Source organism: Faecalicatena orotica (assembly GCF_905197545.1).
Classification (GTDB): Bacteria; Bacillota; Clostridia; order Lachnospirales; family Lachnospiraceae; genus Faecalicatena_A; species Faecalicatena_A orotica.
The window spans coordinates 16,590-42,033 of record NZ_CAJJZH010000006.1 but is presented as its reverse complement, the minus strand read 5'-3'; the positions used below and the strand labels follow the sequence as shown (position 1 = coordinate 42,033).

The 25,444-nt window shown below is 47.5% G+C and carries 19 protein-coding genes; 17 read left to right on the top strand and 2 right to left on the bottom strand.

All coding sequences use genetic code 11. The features are described 5' to 3' along the window. The first annotated feature begins 13 nt into the window (after positions 1-13). From ABIN22_RS13500 to pgmB, 4 genes are read left to right on the top strand one after another with little or no spacing between them, the layout of a single operon-like run. Positions 14-577, top strand: a complete 564-nt coding sequence (locus ABIN22_RS13500; RefSeq protein ID WP_346909293.1) for an FUSC family protein — start codon at positions 14-16, stop codon at positions 575-577. Further along, positions 574-1,950: an MATE family efflux transporter gene (locus ABIN22_RS13495; protein ID WP_346909291.1), complete on the top strand. Its 1,377-nt coding sequence runs from the start codon at positions 574-576 to the stop codon at positions 1,948-1,950. The genes ABIN22_RS13500 and ABIN22_RS13495 overlap by 4 nt, the downstream gene beginning before the upstream one ends. 15 nt (positions 1,951-1,965) lie before the next feature. Then, entirely contained in the window at positions 1,966-3,252 is a 1,287-nt protein-coding gene (locus tag ABIN22_RS13490; RefSeq protein ID WP_346909289.1) for a hypothetical protein, read from the top strand. Further along, positions 3,253-3,891 (top strand): beta-phosphoglucomutase, encoded by a 639-nt coding sequence (gene pgmB, locus ABIN22_RS13485; protein ID WP_109731035.1) that lies wholly within the window; start codon positions 3,253-3,255, stop codon positions 3,889-3,891. A 95-nt stretch (positions 3,892-3,986) separates the two neighbouring features. Here the strand turns inward: pgmB and pepT are convergent, their stop codons facing one another. After that, positions 3,987-5,204 (bottom strand): peptidase T, encoded by a 1,218-nt coding sequence (pepT, locus tag ABIN22_RS13480; protein WP_346909287.1) that lies wholly within the window; start codon positions 5,202-5,204, stop codon positions 3,987-3,989. A gap of 176 nt (positions 5,205-5,380) precedes the next feature. Between pepT and ABIN22_RS13475 the strand changes: the two genes are divergently transcribed. The 3 genes from ABIN22_RS13475 to ABIN22_RS13465 all read left to right on the top strand — a co-directional run bounded on the left by ABIN22_RS13475 (position 5,381) and on the right by ABIN22_RS13465 (position 9,257). Next, positions 5,381-6,673 (top strand): sensor histidine kinase, encoded by a 1,293-nt coding sequence (locus tag ABIN22_RS13475; RefSeq protein WP_346909286.1) that lies wholly within the window; start codon positions 5,381-5,383, stop codon positions 6,671-6,673. Continuing rightward, positions 6,670-7,461 (top strand): response regulator, encoded by a 792-nt coding sequence (locus ABIN22_RS13470; RefSeq protein ID WP_346909284.1) that lies wholly within the window; start codon positions 6,670-6,672, stop codon positions 7,459-7,461. The genes ABIN22_RS13475 and ABIN22_RS13470 overlap by 4 nt, the downstream gene beginning before the upstream one ends. A gap of 89 nt (positions 7,462-7,550) precedes the next feature. Further along, positions 7,551-9,257, top strand: a complete 1,707-nt coding sequence (locus ABIN22_RS13465) for a sensor domain-containing diguanylate cyclase (RefSeq protein ID WP_346909282.1) — start codon at positions 7,551-7,553, stop codon at positions 9,255-9,257. Positions 9,258-9,303: 46 nt separating this feature from the next. On the opposite strand, the gene ABIN22_RS13460 is transcribed toward ABIN22_RS13465, so the two are convergent. Then, positions 9,304-10,344 carry a LacI family DNA-binding transcriptional regulator gene (locus ABIN22_RS13460; protein ID WP_346909280.1) on the bottom strand — a complete coding sequence of 347 codons (1,041 nt, stop codon included), beginning with the start codon at positions 10,342-10,344 and terminating at the stop codon, positions 9,304-9,306. Between the two features lie 306 nt (positions 10,345-10,650). Here ABIN22_RS13460 and ABIN22_RS13455 point away from each other — a divergent pair, with 306 nt between their 5' ends. From ABIN22_RS13455 to ABIN22_RS13410, 10 genes are all read left to right on the top strand, one after another. Next, on the top strand, positions 10,651-12,546 hold the full coding sequence (locus ABIN22_RS13455) for a beta-glucoside-specific PTS transporter subunit IIABC (protein ID WP_346909278.1): 1,896 nt from the start codon (positions 10,651-10,653) through the stop codon (positions 12,544-12,546). A gap of 22 nt (positions 12,547-12,568) precedes the next feature. Continuing rightward, positions 12,569-13,849 carry a glycoside hydrolase family 140 protein gene (locus ABIN22_RS13450; protein ID WP_346909276.1) on the top strand — a complete coding sequence of 427 codons (1,281 nt, stop codon included), beginning with the start codon at positions 12,569-12,571 and terminating at the stop codon, positions 13,847-13,849. A gap of 39 nt (positions 13,850-13,888) precedes the next feature. Further along, positions 13,889-15,295 carry a glycoside hydrolase family 1 protein gene (locus ABIN22_RS13445; protein ID WP_346909274.1) on the top strand — a complete coding sequence of 469 codons (1,407 nt, stop codon included), beginning with the start codon at positions 13,889-13,891 and terminating at the stop codon, positions 15,293-15,295. A gap of 139 nt (positions 15,296-15,434) precedes the next feature. Then, on the top strand, positions 15,435-16,103 hold the full coding sequence (locus ABIN22_RS13440; RefSeq protein WP_109731044.1) for a response regulator transcription factor: 669 nt from the start codon (positions 15,435-15,437) through the stop codon (positions 16,101-16,103). After that, positions 16,091-17,014, top strand: coding sequence for a sensor histidine kinase (locus ABIN22_RS13435; protein WP_118620119.1), 924 nt, complete (start codon positions 16,091-16,093; stop codon positions 17,012-17,014). The genes ABIN22_RS13440 and ABIN22_RS13435 overlap by 13 nt, the downstream gene beginning before the upstream one ends. A gap of 130 nt (positions 17,015-17,144) precedes the next feature. Next, a complete protein-coding gene (locus tag ABIN22_RS13430; protein ID WP_118620120.1) occupies positions 17,145-17,837 on the top strand; it encodes an ABC transporter ATP-binding protein in 693 nt (230 codons plus the stop codon). Then, a complete protein-coding gene (locus ABIN22_RS13425) occupies positions 17,824-20,313 on the top strand; it encodes an ABC transporter permease (protein ID WP_346909271.1) in 2,490 nt (829 codons plus the stop codon). Before ABIN22_RS13430 ends, ABIN22_RS13425 begins: the two co-directional genes overlap by 14 nt. A 238-nt stretch (positions 20,314-20,551) precedes the next feature. Then, positions 20,552-23,149 (top strand): ATP-dependent chaperone ClpB, encoded by a 2,598-nt coding sequence (clpB, locus tag ABIN22_RS13420; protein ID WP_346909269.1) that lies wholly within the window; start codon positions 20,552-20,554, stop codon positions 23,147-23,149. Continuing rightward, positions 23,146-24,372 carry a Y-family DNA polymerase gene (locus ABIN22_RS13415; RefSeq protein WP_346909267.1) on the top strand — a complete coding sequence of 409 codons (1,227 nt, stop codon included), beginning with the start codon at positions 23,146-23,148 and terminating at the stop codon, positions 24,370-24,372. Before clpB ends, ABIN22_RS13415 begins: the two co-directional genes overlap by 4 nt. Then, entirely contained in the window at positions 24,362-25,375 is a 1,014-nt protein-coding gene (locus ABIN22_RS13410; RefSeq protein WP_346909265.1) for an acyltransferase, read from the top strand. The genes ABIN22_RS13415 and ABIN22_RS13410 overlap by 11 nt, the downstream gene beginning before the upstream one ends. Positions 25,376-25,444: the final 69 nt, after the last annotated feature.

The window sequence follows — 25,444 nt, the reverse complement described above, 5'->3', positions numbered from 1 at the left end:
GGAGGGAACGAAATTGCAGCCTGAAGAAGTAAAAGTAAGCTGGCTGGATGTCAGAATAGCGGTGGCAGTTATGCTCTGCAGCCTGACTGCGGCAATGCTAAATCATTTTGGAATCAAATTTACGTTTGGAGAGATGAAACTGGAGGTGATACAGAAAATGACAGCATGTATAGCATGCCTGCTGTGCTGCCAGGATAATACGAAAATCAGCCTGAAGGCAGGAATAAACCGTTTGATCATTACGGCGCTGGGCGGGATTGTCGGTATCGCTGTCATCCTTATTGATGGTGCACTGGGAAATGAGTGGGGGCTTTCTGTCATGGTCGGGGCGGGGGTTTTGCTGACCCTGTTTCTGTGCAAAGCAGCCAAAGTACCTTATATCAATGCGAGGATTGGCGGGGTCACTTTCGTACTGGTATCCTGCACTCTGTCCGGAAATGCCAGGATATGCTATGCAGTGTTCAGGCTCATTTCAACATGTTACGGCGTACTGGTTGTCATGCTCGTGACATGGGTATTCAGTAAGGCAGTAAGAGAAAAGCCGGATAAGTGTCAGGGGGAAGTTCTGAAAGCATGAAAACGCAGTCTAATATTGAGAAAAGGGATCTGACAAGCGGGAGTGTGTTTCAGACACTGATCGTATTTTCACTTCCTTTTATGCTCTCTACATTACTTCAGACATTGTACAGTATGGTGGACATGATGGCGGTCGGAAATTTTGTCGGGAAGGAAGGTTTGTCTGCCGTAGCAACGGGCGGACAGCTTATGGAGCTTATCACCGTATTCTGTGTCGGGTTTTCTACAGCGGGACAGATTATCATCTCCCAGCATATGGGGGCGCATCAGGAAGCAAAAGTCTGCAGGATCAGCGGTACTCTATGTACAATACTGGCAGGACTGGCTCTCTTCTTAACGGCAGTGGGTATTCTGGGGGCAGATGTATTTCTGAAAATTTTGAACATACCGCCGGAAGCGGCGGGCCATGCACATACATATGTTACCATCTGCAGTCTGGGAATTTTGTTTACAGGATTCTACAATATGATTGCGGCAGTGTTCCGGGGCATGGGGGACAGCAGACATCCGCTGATCTTTATCGCCATTGCATCTGTTATTAATATTGTACTGGATCTGTTCTTCATCGGGGTTCTGAAGTGGCAGGTGGCAGGCGCCGCTGCCGCAACAGTGATTGGACAGGCATCCTCTGTAATATGTTCCGTCATTTTTTTGTACCGGCATCAGAAAGAGTTTTATTTTTCGTTCCGGCTTCAGAATTTCAAACCGGACAGACGAATGGCAAAGCTGCTGCTGAGTCTGGGCATCCCTCTTGGTTTACAGTCCAGTGCAGTACAGATTTCATTTCTGTTTGTTAATAGTATGATTAACGGGCTCGGCGTATCTGTGTCTGCTGTATTCGGGGCAGGGCAGAAATTGAGGAATATACCGGGCATCATGACGCAGGCAATCGGGCTTGGGGCCACCGCGATGATCGGGCAGAGCTTTGGCGCGGGGTTAACAGATCGGGTGTCAAAAATCTATAAGAGTGGCTGCATGGTAAATGCAGCGATCGGAACCGTGATAACCGTTGTATTCTTTCTTTTTCCGGAGGCATCCTTCCGTCTGTTTACTACGGATAAGGGAGTGCTTGAATATGCACCCGTATTTATGTTTACCCTGTTGATTGAAATACCTGCCAAGATCTTCATGCCGAGCGGGAGCGCCCTGATAAGCGGCGTAGGAAATACAAGGCTGTCTATGACGCTGGCATTGTGTGATGCATTTGCCGGAAGAATATTCCTGACCTGGCTGTTTGGAAATAAGCTGGGACTCGGTGCCTTTGGATGCTTCTTAGGATACACGCTGGCTACTTATGTGACTGCTGTCCCGCAGGTGGTTTATTATCTGGCCGGAACATGGAAAGGGCGGAAGCGCCTCATTGCAGAATCGTAGAAAGGAGAGCAGTATATGCGAGTTGGTGCGGGGAAAGCGAGAATAATTTTAAAAGAGGAATTCATGGAGCCGGAGGAATTTGGAAGCATTCATCTCCCGCTTCATGCCCGGGCACTTTTCATCGAAAGTGTGAACTGCGTACTGATCGTCTCACTGGAATTGACATCGCTGCCGGATACAGAAGCCAATGAGATGAAACGGGAGATTGCCGGATATACCGGGCTGGGGGAAGAACAGATATGGATATGCACGACGCATACCTTTTCCGCGCCACATCTTGGGATAGTCCGTGATGGAAAAAAGGAAGATAGAGTGTCCGTGGAATACGGATATCTGGAAGCTGTGAAAACAGCCGTATCAGAGGCAGTCCGGATGGCAGCGGACAGTCTGGAGGACGCAGGTTTGCAAATCGGAACGGGGTACTGTGATATCAATACCGGAAGAGATGTCGAACTTCCGGACGGATGGTGGATCGGGAAAGGGGATGGGCTGACTGACCATGAGGTTACTGTTCTTCGTTTCCTCGGCCGGCATGGCAGGACAATTGCCATACTCTACCACTATGCCGTGCAGTCTTCTGTCCTGGACGGAATGCGTTTGAGTTCAGGAATGAAAGTCGTTTCACCGGACATTACAGGAATCGCCGGTAATACCATTGAAAAATATTATGAGGAAGACGGTGCATATGCCCTGTTCCTTGTCGGGGCGGCAGGGGATCAGGCACCGGTTGAAAAGGCAGTTGCTGAAACATATAAAAATGGAAACAAGGTTATAACGGATGCGGGGGAACAAGCAATTTCTGTCTGCGAGAAGCTGGGGAGGAAGCTGGGACGCACTGTGATTGAAATATCACAGCATACGCAGTGTGTGCGCGAAAACGGTAAAGTTTCATTGGGAAAGATTTCGTTCAGAGTTCGCGGCAAGAAAATGGAAGCCAATGTGAAACACCTTTATCCGGCCAGGGATTACGTCTATGTACCGGACCAGGAGCGGGAAGTTTGTGTGGAGGCCTTATGCCTCGGAAATCTCGCAGTTATAGGAGTAAAGCCCGAACTAAACTGTATTACAGCCATTGGGATTAAGGAACGGTCGCCCTTCCCTTATACAATCATTGCCACTATGGTCAATGGTTCTGCAAAATATATGGCAGATAAAAAATCGTATGAGCGCTGTACATATGAAGCAATGAATTCGCCGTTCTATGCAGGAGCAGCCGAAATCCTGGCCGAAAAAGCAGCCCTTCTGCTGGAACAGATGCAGGCAGAAAATTCATTTTTAAATCATACAGGAGATAAAAAATAGATGAAAGCATTTATATTTGATTTAGACGGTGTGCTGGTATTTACGGACCGGTTCCACTATCAGGCATGGAAAACGATTGCAGACCGTATGGGGATTTCCTTTGACGAGTCGGTGAATGACCGTCTTCGGGGAATAAGCAGGGCGGAGAGTCTGGAGATTATTCTGGAAAAGTATGACAAAGCATTGCTGTCAGATTCTGAGAAAAGGGACCTGCTGGAAGAGAAGAACCAAATCTACAGAAAATATCTCTCTGGAATGACACCCGAGCATGTTTCACCGGAGGTCAGGGAAACGCTGCTGAGTCTGCGTGAGGCAGGGTTTAAACTGGCAGTGGGCTCATCCAGCAAGAATGCCATTTTTATTCTTGAACAGACAGGATTGATGGATATATTCGATGCAATAGCAGATGGGAACCATATTACCCGTTCCAAACCGGATCCGGAGGTGTTCCTGAAGGCGGCTGAATATCTGGGGGTCGAACCGGCAGACTGCATGGTCGTGGAGGATGCATATGCAGGGATTGAGGCAGCCAGAGCGGCCGGAATGAAAACAGCCGGAATCGGAACCGCTTCAGGAGATGAACGGGCAGACTATAAAATACAGTCATTCCGGGAGCTGTTAAAAATCGCCGGAATATAAGAAAAGACAGAGAATGCTTTATTCCCGCGGGCGTCTGGGCTCCTATAGAATAAGGTTTTCTCTGTCTTTCATTCATTGATTATAAAAAATACCAGCTATTGTGCGTAAATCTTTACAAGTTCTACAGTGATATCCGCTGCCAGATCCATTCCCTCGGCAGTGATATGCTCATAAGGCCCATGATAACCATGTCCGCCTGTTCCCAGATTCGGGCACGGCAGGCCCTTAAAGCTTAACTGTGCCCCGTCTGTGCCTCCGCGGATTGGAAGTACGAGCGGTGTGACTCCGGCATTCTCACATGCTTTTTTTGCATTCTCGATGAGGTGTCTGCAGCCATCGATAACTTCTGACATATTGCGGTACTGCTGTGTAATCGTCAGTTTTGCCGTTCCTGCGCCCCACTTCTCATTGATGAGTTTCTCGATGTGGCGGAGTGTCTCCTGACGTACTTCGAATACCGCCGGGTCATGGTCGCGGACAATATAATTCAGTTCGGCATGTCCAACTTCACCGGACATGCTGACCAGATGATAGAATCCCTCGTAATCTTCCGTGCCGCGCGGAGTGTCCCCTGACGGAAGCATGGAGTTGATTTCCATAGCTACCAGGCTGGCATTGATCATTGTGTCCTTGCTGGAACCGGGATGCACGTTGATACCTTCGATTTCGAAAACTGCCTTGCAAGCATTGAAATTCTCAAACTGAATCTCTCCCTCAGTATCCCCGTCCAGAGTATAACCAAATTCCGCACCAAATTCTTCGACGTTAAAATGTGATGCCCCGGTACCGATCTCTTCATCTGGTGTGAATGCAATGGACAACGGTCCGTGCGGGATGTTCTCCGCATTCAGACGCTCGATCATGGTCATGATCTCTGCGATGCCGGCTTTGTCATCGGCCCCCAGAATGGTCGTCCCGTCACTTGTGATCAGGGTGCGCCCCTTTAAGTCAGGCAGATGTTTGAATGTTTCAGTGCTGATGGTACGTCCGCTTGTCCCCAGAACAAAGTCTTTTCCATCATAATTCTCTGTAACGACCGGAACGATCTCATGGTCACAGAAATCAGAAACTGTGTCCATGTGGGCGATAAAGCCCAGCTTTGTCTTGTCCTCATATCCGGGAGTTGCAGGGATGTGGCCGTATACATAACACTGCTCATCCACTCTTGTGTCAGACACCCCAAGGTCCTTTAACTCCTGTACAAGCACATGTGCCAGGTCAAACTGGCAGGCAGAAGATGGAACAGTCTCGCTGCTCTCATCACTTGGTGTACGCACAGTGACGTACTTCAAAAGTCTTTCATAAGCTCTCATAATGACATTCTCCTTTTTTTATGACATTTCCTGCTGAATATTATACCATAAATACTAAACTCGTGAAATACCTCGTTAAGTATTTTGGTGAAAGCCTGCTGACAGGATCAGTTCTATACATTTTATACATTATTTGATACAATGTTACACAAAAGAAACAGCAAGGAGAATCTTCTATGAGTACAATCGGGTATATCAATGTTGCTTTGGAGTTTTTTGGCGGCCTGCTTTCCCTTATTTTTATACTCTGCCTCTGTATGTCCAACCATACAAAGGAGAAGCTGGACCGGCTGTATATACGGGTTCTTGCTGTAAATACCATAGTATTATTCTGCGATGCCGCTGCATGGCTTTTTAAAGGCAGATCCGGTACCTTCTGTTTCTGGGCCGTGCGGACTGCGAATTTTTGCGTATATGTTTTTGGGTATGTGCTTCTGGCCGTGTTTACGGATTATCTGACCGGTTTTATTGCTTCCAGAGGGGCAAAGATTACGAGGACCCCACTGCGGATTATGTGGTGTTTTACGTCTCTGGCCATTTGTCTTGTCATTGTTTCCCAGTTTACACATATGTATTACTTCATAGACAATGGGAATATTTACCACCGGCAGGAATGGTTCTGGGTATCCCAGATGTTTGGAGTCATCTGCATGCTGCTGAACAGTACCCTCCTGATCCGCTACAGGAAATGGATGACGGGCCGGGAACTGGGCGCTCTGGGGGCATACATCGCCATGCCGGTTATTGCCCTTGTGATCCAGATGTTTATTTACGGGGTTGCCGTCCTGTATTTGGCCACGACGCTTTCTGCACTATGTATTTATATCAGCATACAGGTGGAGCAGTCACATAAACTTGAGCAGGAGGAGCTTGAACTGGAAAAAAAACGCACCGCGATTATGCTCTCGCAGATCCAGCCTCATTTTTTATATAATTCCCTCTCTGTCGTGAAAGGCCTGTGCCAGACAGATCCCGGGCAGGCAGAGCTGGCGGTAGACCACTTCTCGGACTTCCTGCGGGGGAATATGGACTCTTTAACCAATCCGGATCTGATTCCTTTCGAACAGGAGCTTTTGCATACACAGCATTATCTGGAACTGGAGCAGATGCGTTTCGGCGAACGGGTTAAGGTAGTCTACGATACACCTGCCCTTCAGTTTATGGTTCCGCCCCTCACGCTGCAGCCTATCGTAGAAAATGCTGTCCGGCATGGCATCACGAAGTGCGAGGACGGGGGGACGGTTACAATTGCTACAGAAGAAACAGCATCCGCCTATAGAATCATTGTTACAGACAATGGGGCCGGTTATAATACGGCCAAGCCTGTAAAAAACAACACACGGCACATTGGTACTTCCAATGTTAAGAAAAGGCTGCAGTCACAGTGCGGTGGCGAACTCACGATTCAGAGTGTGGAGGGAGAGGGAACAACGGCTGTGATAACAATCCCGAAGGAGGAAAATCCATGATATTTATTGCGGTAGATGATGAACCAATCGTCCTTAGTGTCCTGACCCGGGTTCTGTCCGAGGTTGAGCCATCCAGTGACATACACAGCTTCGGCAGTGCACGAAAAGTCCTGGCAGCTCTGGAAGGCGGCCTTCGGCCGGATGTGGCTTTCCTGGACATTGAGATGTTCGGAATGAACGGCCTTGAGCTGGCGAAACATATCCGTGAGGTTTCCAACAAAACTAAAATCGTATTTGTGACCGGATATCCTCAGTACGCACTGGAGGCTTACCGGCTCCATGCAAGGGGGTATTTGCTGAAACCGGTATCCATCAAAAAGGTCCGCGCGGAGCTGGAAGAGTTAAAAAGCCCCCCACTGCAGGATTATGGACGCATCCATGTACAGACTTTCGGCAATTTTGAAATATTTGCAGACGGTAAGCCGCTCCATTTTAAACATTCAAAAACGAAAGAGCTCCTTGCATTCCTGATCGACCGCCGCGGCTCTGCCGTGAACACAAGTGAACTTTGTGCGGTGTTATGGGAACAAAAGCCGGACAGCCGATCTGTCAGGAGCCATCTGCGGACATTGATAGCCGATTTAAACCACACGCTGTCGGATGCCGGAGCGGAAGAAATTCTGATCAAAAAACGAAACAGCTTTTCCATTGACTGTCAGCAGCTTGACTGTGACCTGTATGATTTCCTGCGCCGGGAGACTTATGCGGTCAATTCTTACAATGGGGAATATATGTCGCAGTACAGCTGGGCGGAAATGACACTGGCCACTTTAGAACAGCAGGAATAGGTCATTTGCCGACTTTCATTTCTTTTGCGCTTCTTTTGCGCTCTCTCTGCTATAATGGTCCCAAAATTCGCAGAGGGGGAATCGAATTTATGAAGTCAATTCAGACAAAATTCATTGTTTTAATATTAGGCTGTGTCCTGAGTTCATCATTTGTCATCGGAGGTGCGGGGATTCTCAGTTCCAAGAAAGTAGCGGATGAGGATTCTGCACGTATTATGAATCTCCAGTGTGAGAATAATGCAGAGGACATCAATGGCCTGCTTTCGCTGATTGAACAATCCGTTAATACGCTTGCCGTCTATGCCAGCGAAGAACTGACGGATGTGGAACGGCTCAAGACAGATCCTGCTTATGTCAGTGAGTATACTAAAAATATCCGGTCTGTCGCCGTAAATGCAGCCAATAATACTGAGGGAGCCCTTGCCGTTTATGTCCGGTACAACCCAGAATTTACGGAGCCTACATCGGGACTTTTCTGGAGCAGGACTGCTCTGGATAATACCTTTCAGCAGCTGACACCTACAGATTTTTCCCGCTACAGCCCGGATGATGTGGAACATGTAGGCTGGTATTACATCCCGGTAAAGAGCGGGAAAGCAACCTGGCTGGAGCCCTATGAAAATAAGAATATCAATGTTGAGATGATCTCCTATGTTGTCCCGCTCTATGCAGATAATACAACAATCGGTGTCGTGGGTATGGATATTGATTTCAACGTTATTAAAGAAATTATCGCATCGACCAAGGTCTACCAGTCAGGATATGCATTTCTGACTGATGAGGATGCAAACATCATGTATCATAAAGAACTGGAAAAAGGAACGGCCATGTCCGGTCTGGAAACCACTCTTCAGCCGGTGGCAGAGGAACTGAAAAACGGCGGCGGAATTAATCACTTGTTTCCTTATTCATGGAGATCTGAAAAGAAGGAGATGACCTTTGCTACTCTGATTAATGGAATGAGACTTGCAATTACTGCCCCTGCCTCTGAGATCAATGCAACTAAAAATACTTTGATTTTGCAGATGAGTATTGCATCGGTGGTAATTGCACTATTGGCGGTCCTGCTGACAATTTATATGACACGCCGCCTGATCAAGCCGCTCCGTGAACTTAATACGGCGGCACAGAAGATTGCGGGAGGAGACCTCTCCGTTTCCCTGTCTTACCAGACAAAAGACGAAGTCGGCACACTGGCAGACAGCTTCCAGCAGACAGTCAACCATCTTAGGAAATACATTGATTACATTAACGGTCTGGCCTATCGCGACGGCCTTACCGGGGTTAAGAATAAAACGGCTTATCAGGAAGCAGTGGCCCTTCTGGAAGAGAAATCCCGGACAGGAAAGCCAGAGTTTGCAATGGTTGTCCTCGATATCAATAACCTGAAGACGGTTAATGATACCTATGGCCATGACTTTGGAGATATGGTTATCATCGAGGCATGTAAGGTCATTTGCAAGGTCTTTAAGCGCAGTCCTGTCTACCGCACCGGCGGGGATGAATTTGTGGTTATTCTGGAGAACGGTGATTACGACCACTATGAAGAACTTCTTGACCGGTTCCAGATGGCACTGGATGAGTTTAATGAATATGCAAGACACGACGGCAAACTGTCTATTGCACGCGGCATTGCCGTATATGATGAATACATTGACCTGTCCGTTGATAATGTATTCAAACGGGCGGACGAAGCCATGTACCAGAATAAAATGATGATGAAAAGGATGCAGAAGGAAGAGGCCAAGGCCGGTCTCGAATCCGCGCAGGAATCCGGGGCGCCGGATCCATACTGATATACATGAAAACTGTTTAAGGCCGGAACATGAAAAAGGTCCGGCCTTAAGTATAAATATATTTTGTTTTATCATGAACACTGCTGCCCTCAATAAGCCGTGTCTTATAATAAACTCTCATGATCTCTTCGTTCTCATCTTCAATATGTCTCAGCAGGTGCTTCACTGCAGCCAGATGCCTTTTTGTATGTGTCCCTTTCACAAGTGTCAGCTCCATGCCCAGGAGGCTGACCGGGGGCAGGGCATCAAAGCCGAGCAGAGAGATGTCTCTTGGAATACGAATATGACGCTCTAAAAGAGCCTTACTCACGCCTAATGATACGACCGAGCTTTCCAGAACAAAGGCGGTTGTCTGCTTTAGCCCCTCGTCCAGATGATGGCACATCGATTCATATACTGTGTCTACATCACTTCCCAGATGCCAGATCCGGCTGCTCGCATCCCCGCATTCCCGCTTTGCCATTTCCAGTACAAATGCCTCTCTTCTTTCGATAAAATTAAAAATATCTATATTCTCGGCAAGATAGATGATGTGGCTGTGTCCTTTGTCTACCAGATAATCCACCGCCCGGCCGATTCCTTCTCTGTTATCTATAAGAAAGCTGTCAATGCCTTCTTCGTAAAACAGATTATCTCCGGTGACAATCGGTATGTTTAATTTTAGGAACGGGTAAATGTCACTGTGGCGCATTTCCGCAGCCATAATGTAGATCCCCTTCACGTCCAGCCTGCGGCATTCCAGGAGCAGTTCATCCAGACTCTGTGCCTGTTCCAGAAATACCCTGTGGTAAAACTGGTAACCGCTGTTCTGGACAGTCCGTTTGATTTCAAGCAGGACAGGGTGGTTCTCATCACTGCGGTTCATGATAATGCCGTTCTTGATATAATTTATCATCATAACAGCGCCTTTCGGAGACTTTTCCGTCAGGCGTGTCTCTTTTAAGAAAGTTTCTTCTTTTTCCCGTATATATTCGAGTATCCGTTTTTTCGTCTCTGCATTCACTCCCGGACGGTTGTTTAATGCAAGAGAGACGGTCGCCGGGGATACACCGAGCTCCTCTGCAATTTCCTTTGATTTTATACGCATATACCTGCCCTCATTTACGTGCATAGTAACCTGTTGCTTTGTATTATATCCTCCCTTGTATTGAAAAACAATATGCAATGCAAACAGTACACACTAGCATTCATTTAAAGAAAATTTAAAAACATGTTATTTTTGTATAAATTTTTTTAGCCACGGCCCCGGAATTTATTTTCAAATTCTCGAAAACATAGAAAAAAGCAAAGGGGATTGAGGGTAAAAAGAAAAAATGATAAGGTGGATTCAGATAAAGAGAGCGCGCTTTAGTATCGAATGAAAGAAAAGTGGAAAGATAGCGGAGGTAAAATCATGGCTAAGAAGAATTACGATACTCTGTCAAAAGACATCGTGAAATATGTAGGGGGAACGAAAAATATCATTTCCCTCGTCCATTGCGCAACCAGACTGCGGTTCAAGGTGAAGGATCATGACTGTGTCGATAAAGAAAATTTAAGTCAGCTGGAAGGTGTGATTACAGTGCTGGACAGTGGCGGACAGATACAGGTGGTAATAGGAAACCATGTTTCAGACGTTTACGAGGCAGTTTTCAAAAATACAGATTTAAAACAGGAAAATCAGGAGGCACAGCCGGAAGAGGGAACTAAGAAGAATCTGTTAAATACCTTTATGGATACGATATCCGGGATCTTTGCACCGGTACTGGGCGCAATGAGCGGCGCAGGTATGTTAAAGGCGCTGCTGATTCTCTGCACGACATTTGGAGGGCTCACGGCGGATATGGGGACCTACCGCATTCTTTATGCGGCGGCAGATGGTGTATTTACATTCATACCGGTATTTCTGGCTTTTACAGCGGCTAAAAAATTCAAGGCGAATGAATTTGTTGCGGTTGGTATTGCGGCGGCCCTTGTGTATCCTGACCTGACGGCGGCGTATTCAGCAGGAGAAGCACTGACATTCCTAAAGATTCCGGTTGTCCTTGTCAGCTATACATCTTCTGTTATTCCGATTATTATTGCAGTGTATGCCCTGAGTAAGCTGGAAAAGGTACTGAAGAAAATCGTACCGGCTGTTTGTAAGACGTTCCTGACACCACTTGTCAGTCTGGCTGTCATGGTCCCGGCGACGTATCTGCTCATCGGGCCGATTGCGGATACAGCAGGAAAATTACTCGCATCCGGCTACACAGGACTTGTGGCCCTGAACCCGGTTATTGCGGGAGGCTTACTCGGCCTGATCTGGCCGGCGGCAGTTATGTTCGGCGTACACTGGGGATTTGTGCCGATTGTTATGAATAACATTGCGGAATATGGAAGAGATACCTTATTTACGATTACAGGACCAAATAACATGGCTCAGGCAGGTGCAACATTAGGTGTATTCTTAAAGACAAAGGATAAAGCAGTGAAGGAAATTGCGGGACCGGCGGCTCTTTCAGCGGTTCTGGCGGGAATCACAGAACCCGCAATATATGGTGTTACCCTGCGCTTTAAGAGACCATTTTTCATAGGTGCGGTGTTCTCCGGCATAGCGGGCGCAATCGTAGCGGCAGCCGGCACAGGTGCCCCTACGCTGCTTGGGACGAGTATCCTGACATTGCCGGGGTATATCGGAGTCGGATTCGTTGGATTTCTGATTGCCTGTGCAATCGCTTACTTCGGATCAGCAATCGTGACCTATTTCTTTGGATACAGTGATAACATGCTTCCAAAACCAAAACAGGATGCAGCTTCTTCTGAATCGGTTACCAGAGAAGAAAAGGCAGGTGCAGTTAAGGGGAAAATTACGGATGCCGAGATTGCGGCTCCCGTCAGCGGGAAAGTCATTTTGCTGTCAGACGTAAAGGATGAAGCATTTTCCGGAGGTGCTTTAGGACAGGGGATTGCGGTCATCCCGGAGGATGGAAAAGTTTGTGCCCCCTGTGACGGCATCGTCAGTGTAATGTATCCCACAGGTCATGCCATCGGTATTACTTCGGATACCGGGGCAGAGATTCTGATTCACATCGGAATGGATACAGTAACACTAGACGGAAAGGGATTTGATATAAAAGTTAAGGAAGGACAGAGGGTCCGGATGGGTGAACTTCTGGTGGTGGCCGATTTAGCTCAGATTAAAGAGGCAGGACTCGACATTACGACACCGGTAATTATAGCAAATACAGAAGAATATCTGGAAGTCAGGCCATTTAAACAGGAAAGTGTCAGGCAGGGGGAACGTCTGCTGGCATGTATAGGGAAATAGCGTGGAAGAAGAGGAGTATCAGATGAGCAGATTAGAAGTGGATCAGAATCAAAGTAATTTTGTTCTGGACGGGAAACCGTTCTTTTACCTTGGAGATACGGTATGGAGCGCTTTTACGAACATCACGACGGAAGAATGGGAGTACTATCTGAAGAAACGGAAGGAACAGGGATTTACTGTGCTCCAGATCAATACAATGCCCCAGTGGGACCGCTGTGCATCGAATCAGAAGTTGTACCCGTTTGCGACAAAGGATGGATATACGTTTGATTTTACGAGGTGGGATGAACGGTATTATGAAAATGCCCGCAAGATGTGCCGGATGGCGGTGGAAAAGGGATTTCAGCTTGCACTGGTAGTTCTTTGGCTCAACCATGTTCCGGGAACATGGGGGAGCCGGATGATAGATGATAATGTGATGCCCAAGGAAATGATAAGGCCGTACACGGAGAAAATAGTGGAGGAATTCGACGAGTTCCATCCGGTCTATGTGATCAGCGGGGATACAGATTTCGACACACCGCAGGCTGTGGAATATTATAATATAGCTTTGGAAACTGTGTGTGAAAAAAGCCCACTGTCTCTTAAGACGATGCATATCAAACGTGGATATGACCTGATTCCGGAAGAATTTCTGGACCGGATTGATTTTTATATGTTTCAGTCCGGACACAACAAAGAGGGACAGGACATGGCATATAAGCTGCCTGAGAGTTTCCGGGAAAAGTATCCGGAGAAACCGATGATCAATGCAGAACCATGTTATGAACAGATGGGATACAGCAGGAAGGCCTATGGCAGGTTTCAGCAGGAAGATGTGAGAAAAGCGGCATGGAGCAGCATCCTCTCAGGTGCATGTGCGGGGGTTACATACGGGGCGCATGGTGTCTGGAACTGGCAGAAAATCAATAAACCACAGAACCCGGTGCTTGGAGAGGGATTTGACGCACCATTCCCCTGGCAGGAGGCACTCCAGTTTCCGGGGGCATGGGATTACGGGCTGATCCGACGGATTCTTACTGATTTGAGAGTCAGGAAATTAGTCCCGGCAAATGAACTGCTGGAAAACGACACAGAAGAGATCCGAATGGCAGTATCCGGTGACGGCAGATATTTTATTTATCTGCCCTACAGCACAAGACTGTCCATCCGAAAAGAACTGCCAGACTGTACGGCCAGAGCAGTTGATCTTGAAAACGGAAGAAATGCAGATGTGGAAAGCAGTGTGGAAAACGGCAGGACAGTGCTGGGGATGCATCCGTTTCAGAAAGACGTGCTGCTGATTGTGGAAGAGATGCGTTAGGATGTATTAAAATAATTCATTAGACAGGGAGTGAAAGAGATGGGAATATTTCCAGATAATTTTCTATGGGGCGGCGCAGTGGCCGCAAATCAGTGTGAAGGAGCTTTCGATGAGGATGGAAAAGGCTTAAGCGTACAGGATGTGCTTCCTCATGGCATCAGGGGGGAACGTACTGCGGTGCCGACGGAAGATAACATGAAATTAAAAGGAATTGATTTTTACCACAGATATGAGGAAGATATCAGGCTGTTTGCGGAAATGGGATTTAAAGTATTCAGAACATCCATTGCGTGGAGCCGGATTTTCCCGAAAGGAGATGAAAGCGAACCTAATGAGAAGGGACTTGAATTTTATGACCGTTTGTTTGATGAATGCCATAAATACGGGATAGAACCACTTGTGACGATTTCTCATTATGAAACACCGCTCTATCTGGCGGAACACTATAATGGCTGGGCGAACCGGAAACTGATCGGGTTCTTTGAGAATTATGTAAGGGTGATTTTCGAAAGGTATAAGGGCAAGGTAAAATACTGGCTGACCTTTAATGAAATCAACTCCATACTCCATGCACCTTTTATGAGCGGCGGGATTACGACTCCCCCGGCAGAACTCTCGGAACAGGAATTATATCAGGCGGCTCATCATGAACTGGTGGCAAGTGCACTGGCAGTGAAGATTGGGCATGAGGTGATGCCGGGGGCAAAGATCGGATGCATGATATTGAGTATGCCGGCTTATCCACTGACACCTGCACCGGAAGATGTTTTAAGGGCGATGGAAGATGAGCATAAGAATTATTTCTTCGGGGACGTCCATGTAAGGGGAGAATATCCGGGATATATGAAGCGATATTTTAAGGAGCATGGGATTGAGATCCGGTTTGAGCCGGAGGACGGGGAAATCCTGAAGAATACGGTTGACTTTGTATCTTTCAGTTATTATATGAGCTGCTGTGCTGCTGCCGATGAGGATAAGCAGGCCAGTGGAACCGGAAATCTCTTGGGCGGCGTGCCTAACCCGACGCTTAAGGCAAGTGAATGGGGATGGCAGATCGACCCGAAAGGTCTGCGCTATGTGCTGAACCAGTACTGGGACCGTTACCAGAAACCGCTGTTTATTGTTGAAAACGGGCTCGGTGCGGTGGATGAACTTGTGGAGGATGAAAACGGGAATAAGACGGTGGAAGATGACTACCGGATTGAGTACCTGAGATCTCATTTGGAGCAGGTAAAAGAGGCTGTCAAAGACGGCGTTGAGCTGATGGGATATACCTCCTGGGGATGCATAGATGTTGTGAGTGCATCCACGGCGGAGCTGAAAAAACGTTACGGATATGTTTATGTGGACAGAAATGATGATGGAAGCGGGACATTAAACCGGTATAAGAAAAAATCATTCTACTGGTACAGAGACGTGATTAAGAATAATGGTGAAACACTTTAGGGACACAGCGCCATACCCTGTGGGGCGGGCGCTATTTTTGCGTTATTTATTTCCAGAAACTGTCACGATACTGTGATAATTCCCCGATTGCAGTGTGCAGTCCGCATCTGTATAATAAAGACATAAGCAGGAGGTTCATATGCAGAAAATATTGATTATAGAGGATGACAGAGAACTGAATAAGGGGATTTCTTATGCGCTGGGGAAGGCGGGGTACAGGACGGTATCTGCGTACTCTCTGGAACAGGCAGAATTTTCTTACAGAGAGGGGGAACCGGACCTGATCCTGTTGGATATCAACCTGCCGGATGGGGAGGGATTTGAGTTCTGCAGACAAGTGAAGAAAAATTCCTCAACACCGGTGATGTTTCTTACTGCAAGGGATCTGGAAAGGGATGCGCTTAAGGGCTATGATGCGGGGGCGGACGATTACGTGACAAAGCCGTTTTCCATTAATGTCCTGATGAAAAAGGTCGGTGTGATGCTGAAACGCACGGAGGGCAGCAGGCCCCAGATATATGATGACGGTTTTCTGAGAGTTGACTTTGATGCGGCAAAAGTAAGGGCAGGGGCGGCAGAATGTATTCTTACGCCGACAGAGTTCCGGATACTGAGGCTTTTTATCGAGAACAGGGGGCAGCTGCTGACATATTCTGTGCTGTTGGAACGGCTTTGGGACAGTCAGGGGCAGTTTGTCGACAAGCATACGCTGGCTGTGAACATGAACAGGCTGCGTGGGAAGATTGAGGACGGGCAGCATAAATATATTTCGAATGTATATGGGATGGGATATCAATGGCTGAAATAATAGCAGTACTCTGCCTGATTGCAGTGGCCGTAATGTGGCACAGGATAAGAATGTTGAAAAAAGATATATATTCATTTTCAGACAGGCTTGAGCAGTGTCTGGATGCGATGATTTCCGGACAGGATATCGAGAATTTTGGTGAGCTTAAGGATTCCCTTTGGGATAAGATCTATGAGAAGCTTCGCAAGCTGGATCATATGTGGCTGGGACAGAACCAGTATAACCAGGAGGAAAAGCGGCAGATCAAAGAGCTGATTTCCGACATTTCCCACCAGACGAAAACACCGATTGCGAATATTAAGATGTATCTGGAAATTCTGGAAAATGAAGAAGATGCCGCCCGGAGGACGGAATTTTTGGGGCACCTCAAGGGGCAGACGGAGAAGCTTGATTTTCTGCTCCAGAGTCTGGTGAAAATGTCCCGTCTGGAAACCGGAATCATCGAAATAAGCAAACAGGCAGCCAGAATATATGAGACACTGGGACGCTCGGCGGCGTCCATTGTGCCGAAGGCGGAGCAAAAAGGGATCAGCCTGTTTGCAGACTGCGATGAACGGCTGATGGCTGTCTATGATAAAAAATGGACAGAGGAAGCTGTTTTCAATATTCTGGATAATGCGGTGAAATATACACCGTCAGGCGGAAGTATTCATATTACGGTCAGTGTACAGGAATTTTTTACAAAGATCAGCATTAAGGACAGCGGGAAGGGAATTGCCCGGGACCGGCAGGCACAGATATTCGGAAGGTTTTACAGGGAGCCGGAGGTACATGATGAGGAAGGGATCGGTGTCGGGCTGTATCTGGCGCGAAAAATTATCACCCTGCAGAACGGGTACATCGAGGTGGTATCCGAACCCGGGAAGGGTGCGGATTTTCAAATATATCTTCCAAACGAAGCGATCAGCTGAAATAGTGTTACTATGCATGGCCAGAGGCCATGCATAGTAACGAAATAGTCACAGTTTTGTGAAAATATCTGATTGAGAACGGTTTGTGATTTTTCGGGACTATGCTTGCAGTATAAGGAGGGACACCAATATGAATGAAATTGTAAAGACACAGGCATTGAAGAAATATTACAAGCTCGGGGAGAATACGGTGAAGGCTCTGGACGGGGTGGATTTTACGGTCAGAGAAGGAGAATTCGTAGCGATTGTCGGCAAATCCGGCAGCGGGAAAAGTACTCTGCTCCATATGATCGGGGGTCTTGACTACCCAACCGGCGGTAAGGTATATGTGGATGGGAAACAGCTGTATAAGCTGAATAAAGAACAGCTTGCAGTGTTCAGGAGGAGAAAGGTCGGTTTTGTGTTTCAGAGTTTTAACCTTGTGCCGGATTTGAATGTGTATGAAAATGTCGTCCTGCCGATTGAACTGGACGGCGGGCATATTGACCGGGATTTTGTGGACGAAATCTTAAGGATATTAAAACTGGAGGAAAAGAAGGAGGCTCTGCCCGGCACGCTTTCGGGCGGCCAGCAGCAGAGGGCGGCAATCGCAAGGGCACTGGCCAATAAACCGGCAATACTGCTGGCGGATGAGCCCACAGGGAATCTGGACACCGGAAGCAGCCATGACGTTATGGGACTTTTGAAAATGGCGGCAAAGCGGTATCACCAGACGGTCGTTTTGATTACCCATGATGCAGATATTGCACAGCTTGCGGACCGGATCGTACAGATTGAAGACGGACGGATCGTGAAGGGAAGTGACACTTATGCTGGAGAATAATAATAGCAGGATCGTCACAAGAATGGCTGTGCGTTCTATCAAAAGCGGCAGGCAGAAGAATCTGATTATGGCCGCGGCAATCACACTGTCGACCTTTATGCTGTTCTGCATTTTAACGGTGGGAAGTACTTATTTTAAGATGCAGCGGCTTCAGAATATCCGTATGAACGGGGCAGATTATGACGCATTTATTTATGGCGGTTTTACAGAGGAACAGAAAGAAACCTGTGAGAAAAATCCTTATATTCAGACTGTCGGCGTACAGGGGATGGCGGGATGGACCGTAAGTACGGATACTGACGACACGCTCAATACAGTGATGCTGTGGTCTGACGGGGCACAGTGGGATGTATTGTCGAAACCTGCGGTTATCTGGCAGAAAGGAGAATATCCGCTAAAGGAGAATGAAGTGATGGCGACGGCCGCGGCATTAAAAGACTGCGGACTTGAGGATGCCGGGGTGGGGGATTCGTTTACCTTAACTTACGGAGACAAACAGGGCGAGCATACGGCGGAATTTACGATTTCGGGGCTTCTGAAGACTTATAAAAATGAAAAGATATTCTATGTTTCGAAGCCATTTCTGGATAAGTCCGGTTTCTCTCTGGACGATTACGGGAGAGGCTTCCTCTATATGAAGTTTAAGTATCCGGTTGTGCCGGAGCGTGTTTTCCGGGAACTGGAGAACAGCCTGAATCTGGGGGAGCAGCAGTATCTGCTGATAGAGCCGGCTGCACAGAGTTCGGTGCAGATACTGGCCGGGCTCGCAGGTCTGGTATTGATTACTTGTTTCAGTGCCTATCTCCTGATCTATAATATCCTTTATATCTCTGTTTCCAGCAATGTCAGACATTACGGGCTGTTGCAGACAGTAGGCATGACTGGCAGGCAGATATACCAGATGGTCCTGAGACAGATGTTCATGGTGGGGGCATGCGGTATTGCCGGAGGAATCCTGCTCGGAATGCTGACGTCTTTTCTCCTGATACCAGAAGCGGTGAAAGTCCTTGGCATCCGGAAGGAAGAGATTTCGATTGCATTTCATCCCGCGGTCTTTCTCCTGAGTATACTGATAGCCGGGGGCACGATCTATCTTGGAAGCAGAAAACCTGCGAAAAAGGCAACAGAAGTTTCCCCAGTGGAGGCATTGGGGTATCGCGGGGATTTCGGGAAACGCAATTCACATGGAACAAGGAAAGGAAGGCTGGTCTGGCGGCTTGCATGGGATCAGGTTACCAAGGATAAGAAAAAGACGATGATCGTCCTCCTCTCACTGGCTGCAAGCCTGTCAGTGTTCCTTTGCCTGACAACACTAATAGAAAGCCAGGGGCCGCGTACAATCGTTTCTAATTATATGGATGCGGATATGGTCCTCATTAATGATACTATCAAGAAGGATGATAAAAACGATTGGAAACAGCTGATGGATGAAGCATTTCAGGTAAAAATCAAAGAAGGCGGCCGGATCAAAGAGTCACATCAGGTGCTGATTGACCAGATTGTGGTTCCGTGGGAGCCCGAATTCGTAGATACTTGGATGAAAGCATTTTACGAAAAATGGATGGAAGAATCTTACGCTGATATAGAGACAGAATTTAAACAGAATCCGGAGAAGTTTTCTTCTTATATAATCGGTATTGATGAAGCAGCATTTACTTATTTAAACAGTACTCTGGAAACACCGATAGATGAACAGAGCTTCAAGGAAGGCAAAAGCTGTATCCTGTACCGAGATTCACTGAATCTTAAAGAGGCGGATTATCAGGAAGAAAATATAGCCTGCTATTTATATGAAGGGGACGGGGAATCCCATTCGTTTCAAATCGGAGGCCTGACGGATGATTCTTATTATAGAAGAGGCGGAATCACTCCAACTATCATTGTAAGTGATGCATACCTGAATCGTATTTCAGATGCCCCATATGTTTTCAAAACGAGTATACAATATGAGCAGGAGTATGACACGGCCGCAGAAGCAGACGTGAAAAACGCGATAGACACCAGTGCATACCCGAAAGATTTTTCCTGCGAATCAAAAATTGAAGAAATGAAGAGTGTCAGTAAGGCACAGGGGAATATGATGGGAATTGGAATCGGGATCGCCGTCATCCTCGCTTTGATTGGTATCCTGAATTATGTCAATACAGTTACAGGAAACATCCATAACCGTCAGATGGAGCTGGCGATCATGGAAAGTGTCGGAATGACAGAAAAGCAGGTAAAAAGCGTATTGATAAGAGAAGGAATCCTCTTTGCGGGCGGATCACTTGCACTGACGGCAACGCTGGGCCTTTTCATAACATATCTCCTGTACCAGTCCATGAACTATATGCAGGTCACATTTGCAATACCCGTACTGCCGTCCGCCTGTATGATCCTGTTCATCCTGTGCGTCTGTGTGGCGGTTCCACTGGCTGTATACCGGGTGGTGACGGGGAAAAAAGCAATCGTGGAGAGAATAAAAACGAATGAGTAGTAGAAAATAGAATGGCAGGAAATGAAGGGGAAGATTGATATGAAGAAACACCGTCTAAGTCGAAACTTTGTTTTAGGCGGTGTTTTTGTGTGCCCGGCCATAGTAAATCAATGTTTTCCAGACTTCATAATTTTTTTATAATTAAATTAGCACTCGAACCTTGACAGTGCTAACAACAGGTGCTATTGTTATATTGTTAGTAGAACAAAGCACATGAAATGACAAAGGAGGTCTTTCTATGAACATAAATAAGTTTACTCAGAATTCTCTTCAGGCGGTCCAGAATTGTGAAAAGGTGGCCTACGATTACGGCAATCAGGAGATCGCGCAGGAGCATCTGCTGTATGCACTCGTCACACAGGACGACAGTCTGATTTTAAAATTACTTGAAAAAATGAATATTCAGGGCACATTGTTTATCAACCGTGTGGAAGAAGCACTTTCCAAGCGTCCGAAGGTTCAGGGCGGACAGGTGTATGTGGGGCAGGATCTGAATAATGTCCTGATCCATGCAGAAGATGAAGCGAAACAGATGGGTGATGAGTATGTATCTGTAGAGCATCTCTTCCTTGCACTTTTGAAGTATGCAAGCCGTGACCTGAAGGGGCTGTATAAGGAATTCGGCATCAGCCGGAACTCATTTTTGCAGGCCTTGTCCACGGTCAGGGGAAATCAGAAGGTGACAAGTGATAATCCGGAAGCAACCTATGATACTCTGAATAAGTATGGTCAGGATCTTGTGGAACGTGCAAGAGACCAGAAGCTGGACCCGGTAATCGGCAGAGATGAGGAAATCCGTAATGTGATACGGATTCTTTCCCGTAAGACAAAGAACAACCCGGTGCTTATAGGTGAACCCGGTGTTGGTAAGACAGCGGTCGTTGAAGGTCTGGCACAGAGAATCGTCAGAGGTGACGTGCCGGAAGGGCTGAAGGATAAGACGATCTTCTCTCTGGACATGGGCGCACTTGTTGCAGGGGCCAAGTACAGGGGGGAATTCGAGGAACGTCTGAAGGCAGTTCTGGAGGAAGTGAAAAACAGTGACGGAAAGATCATTCTGTTTATTGATGAGCTGCATACCATTGTCGGCGCAGGGAAGACAGACGGGGCGATGGATGCGGGCAATATGTTAAAGCCTATGCTGGCGCGCGGTGAGCTGCACTGTATCGGTGCGACGACACTGGATGAATACCGTCAGTATATTGAAAAAGATGCGGCTCTGGAACGTCGTTTCCAGCCGGTTATGGTAGCGGAACCGACTGTGGAGGATGCCATTTCTATCCTCCGTGGTTTGAAGGAGCGCTATGAAGTGTTCCACGGTGTCAAGATTACCGACAGTGCACTTGTTGCGGCGGCAACGCTTTCCAACCGTTATATTTCTGACAGATTCCTGCCCGATAAGGCGATTGACCTTGTAGATGAGGCCTGTGCCCTGATTAAGACGGAGCTGGATTCCATGCCGACAGAGATGGATGAACTGAGCCGCCGTATCATGCAGCTGGAAATCGAAGAAGAGGCACTGAAGAAAGAGGAAGACCGGTTAAGCAGAGAACGACTGGAGCATCTTCAGGAGGAACTGGCCGGCCTGCGTGAAGAATTTGCAGGGAAAAAGGCACAGTGGGATAATGAGAAAGCATCTGTGGAGCGTGTCCAGAAGATCCGTGAGGAGATCGAACAGGTGAACAAGGACATTCAGAAGGCCCAGAGGGAATACGACCTGAACAAGGCGGCCGAGCTGCAGTACGGACTTCTGCCGCAGCTTCAGAGACAGCTTGAGGAAGAAGAGGAGCGGTTAAAGGAAAAAGAAATGTCGCTTGTACACGAGGCGGTTACGGATGAAGAAATTGCAAAGATCATCTCCAGATGGACCGGGATTCCGGTTGCGAAGCTCAATGAGAGCGAGAGGAGCAAGACGCTGCATTTGGGGGATGAACTGCACAAACGTGTCATCGGCCAGGATGAGGGTGTAGAACTGGTAACAGAGGCAATCATCCGGTCCAAGGCAGGTATCAAGGACCCGTCCAAACCGATCGGATCATTCCTTTTCCTCGGACCTACCGGTGTTGGTAAGACGGAACTGGCAAAGGCTTTGGCGGAAAGTCTGTTTGACGATGAGAACAATATGGTCCGTATCGATATGAGTGAGTATATGGAGAAATACTCCGTATCCAGACTGATCGGAGCGCCTCCGGGATATGTCGGATACGATGAAGGCGGCCAGCTTACAGAGGCTGTCAGAAGAAAACCTTATTCCGTTGTATTGTTTGATGAGATCGAGAAAGCACACCCGGATGTATTTAACGTACTGCTTCAGGTGCTGGATGACGGCCGTATCACGGATTCACAGGGGCGTACCGTTGACTTTAAGAATACCATCCTGATCATGACCTCCAATATCGGGGCAAACTACCTGTTGGAAGGCATTGAGGAAGACGGTACGATCGATCAGGCGAGCGAGGACATGGTAATGAACGAGCTGCGTGCACACTTCAGGCCGGAATTCCTGAACCGTCTGGATGAAATCATTATGTTTAAACCGTTGACGAAAGACAATATTTATGCAATCATTGACTTGTTAGTAACTGACGTCAACAAACGGCTTGCCGATAAGGAACTTTCCATCGAACTGAGCGAAACGGCCAAGAATTTCATCGTAGACGGCGGGTATGAACCGATGTATGGTGCAAGGCCGCTGAAGAGATACCTGCAGAAAAATGTAGAGACACTTGCAGCAAAACTGATTCTGGCAGGCAATGTCGGCCGGGGAGATGTAATTGTAATCGAGGTTGTTGACGGGAAATTAAATGCAAGAGCGAAAGGACAGTTAGTTTCATGACGCCGATCATTTTCCACATTGATGTCAACTCCGCATATTTGAGCTGGACAGCGGTAGAACAACTGAAAAATGGTGCAAAGCAGGATCTGCGGGAGATTCCAGCCATTATTGGCGGGGATCAGAAAGCACGCCGCGGCGTGGTACTCGCTAAATCAATTCCCGCTAAAAAATATGGCATTCGCACGGGGGAACCTGTTGCGAATGCCTTTCGTAAGTGTCCGAATCTCGTGAGTGTACCGCCGGACCACCGGATGTACCGTGAAAAAAGTGACAGGCTGATGGACTATCTGAAAAGTTTTACAACAAAGATCGAACAGGTCAGTGTTGATGAGTGCTACATGGATTTTACAGAGATCGCCTGGAAATACCCGTCTCCCGTGGATGCGGCGCTGATTATAAAGGACGGGATAAGGGAGCAGTTTGGCTTCACGGTCAATATCGGGATATCTTCCAACAAACTGCTGGCAAAGATGGCATCTGATTTTGAGAAGCCGGATAAAGTACATACACTGTTTCCTGAGGAGATACAGGTGAAAATGTGGCCGCTCCCGATCGGGGAACTCTATATGGCCGGCCGTTCCAGTGTGGAGACACTGAAGAAACTGGAAATCTATACGATCGGGGATCTTGCACAGGCGGACCCGGAAGTAATCAGCCTGCATATGAAGAGCCACGGCAGGATGCTGTGGGAGTCTGCCAACGGGGCCGGGGATTCTCAGGTTCAGTCGGAGCAGGCAGAGGCAAAGGGGATCGGGAACTCTACCACGCTGTCTGAAGATGCAGTCACGGCAGAAGAAGCGATGGAAGTATTCCGGGAGCTGGCAGCAAGTGTAGGCAGGAGACTCCGTAAAGCGGGACAGAAGGCGAACATGGTCAGCATGGAAATCAAGTACCATGATTTTCAGACAGTATCCCACCAGAAGCAGCTAAGCAAGCCTTCCAGTGAAGATGATGTGCTATACGGGGCGGCATGCCAGTTATTTGAGGAGACGTGGGACGGTGAACCCATCCGCCTGCTGGGAATAAGGACGGCTAAGCTGGTGGATGCGTCGGAGCCTGTGCAGCTTTCGATCTTTGATATTGAGATGCCAAAGCCTCCGGATGAGAAGCACCGGAAACTAAACATGGCAATGGATGAAATACGGAAAAAGTACGGTAAGGATGCCGTGGTCAAGGCGAGCCTTATGAAAACGGGAAAAGGGAAAAAGGGACATGAAGACTAAGAACTACAATATGGAACTGATCAGGACCGTCTCATTTGTGATGGTCATTATCATACATGTAACAAATTATTACTGCAGGGCATATGCGGATATTGGCCGGGATGAATATCTGTTTTCGGTCATTCTGGACACGGTATCCAGAGTCAGTGTGCCCTGTTTTTTCATGCTCAGCGGCGCCCTGCTGCTTGGAAGGACGGAACGGCTTAGGAAGAACGGGGAAAGGCTGGTACGGTTTCTGGTTGTACTGGTGTTCTGGAGCGTTGTTTACTATTTCTTTAATGTATACTATATGGACACACCAGTTGACTTGCGCGAAATCTTCTTTGAGCCCGCAGAGCCGCATCTCTGGTACCTGTATGCAACGATCCCGATCTATCTGGTGCTTCCTTTTTTCCAGACCATGTGCAGGGGGATGAGTGCAAATATGGATAAGGCATTTCTGCTGATGGGAAGTCTGGCGTCTCTGTTTCTATATGTTTCCTCCCTGCTCCATGCAGAAGCATATTATGATGTGCCGATCATCGGGGACCGGGTATATACATTTTATTTTTTCCTTGGATATTTTATCAGCAAATACAGGGAAAGAATCACATGGAGTATCTGGCGGACATTGGGCATCTTTCTGGGAAGCACCTCTCTGAATATACTCCTGACGGTGCTGATTACTTTCCGCAGGGGGGAACATTATGAAAGACTGCTCGAGTATGGCTGCCCGCTTGTCATCATCAGCGGGGTGTCATTCTTTGCATTATTTATGCAGATAGGGGGAGGGCATGTCAGACTGAAAGATAATACAAGAAAATGGATCGACAGGTGGTGCGCCTGCTCCTTCGGTATCTATCTGATACATATCATCTTTCTGGATAATTATAAGAAATTCGTGGACCCGGAGGAACTGTCGGCATGGATCGCAGTCCCTTCGCTGACACTTGCGATTCTGATTGTGTCCTTTATCTGCATATACTTTATCAGGAAGCTGCCTTTCGGAAAAATGATTTCATAAACTGTTTTTTTAACTTCACGAAGTTTTCATGAATAGAATTTTGCAACAAGGAAAGGTTTGTGTTATTCT

Coding starts and splice junctions, on each gene's coding strand:
- ABIN22_RS13495 (WP_346909291.1), top strand. CDS start 574: ATGAAAACGCAGTCTAATATTGAGAAAAGGGATCTGACAAGCGGGAGT.
- ABIN22_RS13490 (WP_346909289.1), top strand. CDS start 1,966: ATGCGAGTTGGTGCGGGGAAAGCGAGAATAATTTTAAAAGAGGAATTC.
- pgmB (WP_109731035.1), top strand. CDS start 3,253: ATGAAAGCATTTATATTTGATTTAGACGGTGTGCTGGTATTTACGGAC.
- pepT (WP_346909287.1), bottom strand. CDS start 5,204: ATGAGAGCTTATGAAAGACTTTTGAAGTACGTCACTGTGCGTACACCA.
- ABIN22_RS13475 (WP_346909286.1), top strand. CDS start 5,381: ATGAGTACAATCGGGTATATCAATGTTGCTTTGGAGTTTTTTGGCGGC.
- ABIN22_RS13470 (WP_346909284.1), top strand. CDS start 6,670: ATGATATTTATTGCGGTAGATGATGAACCAATCGTCCTTAGTGTCCTG.
- ABIN22_RS13465 (WP_346909282.1), top strand. CDS start 7,551: ATGAAGTCAATTCAGACAAAATTCATTGTTTTAATATTAGGCTGTGTC.
- ABIN22_RS13460 (WP_346909280.1), bottom strand. CDS start 10,344: ATGCGTATAAAATCAAAGGAAATTGCAGAGGAGCTCGGTGTATCCCCG.
- ABIN22_RS13455 (WP_346909278.1), top strand. CDS start 10,651: ATGGCTAAGAAGAATTACGATACTCTGTCAAAAGACATCGTGAAATAT.
- ABIN22_RS13450 (WP_346909276.1), top strand. CDS start 12,569: ATGAGCAGATTAGAAGTGGATCAGAATCAAAGTAATTTTGTTCTGGAC.
- ABIN22_RS13445 (WP_346909274.1), top strand. CDS start 13,889: ATGGGAATATTTCCAGATAATTTTCTATGGGGCGGCGCAGTGGCCGCA.
- ABIN22_RS13440 (WP_109731044.1), top strand. CDS start 15,435: ATGCAGAAAATATTGATTATAGAGGATGACAGAGAACTGAATAAGGGG.
- ABIN22_RS13435 (WP_118620119.1), top strand. CDS start 16,091: ATGGCTGAAATAATAGCAGTACTCTGCCTGATTGCAGTGGCCGTAATG.
- ABIN22_RS13430 (WP_118620120.1), top strand. CDS start 17,145: ATGAATGAAATTGTAAAGACACAGGCATTGAAGAAATATTACAAGCTC.
- ABIN22_RS13425 (WP_346909271.1), top strand. CDS start 17,824: ATGCTGGAGAATAATAATAGCAGGATCGTCACAAGAATGGCTGTGCGT.
- clpB (WP_346909269.1), top strand. CDS start 20,552: ATGAACATAAATAAGTTTACTCAGAATTCTCTTCAGGCGGTCCAGAAT.
- ABIN22_RS13415 (WP_346909267.1), top strand. CDS start 23,146: ATGACGCCGATCATTTTCCACATTGATGTCAACTCCGCATATTTGAGC.
- ABIN22_RS13410 (WP_346909265.1), top strand. CDS start 24,362: ATGAAGACTAAGAACTACAATATGGAACTGATCAGGACCGTCTCATTT.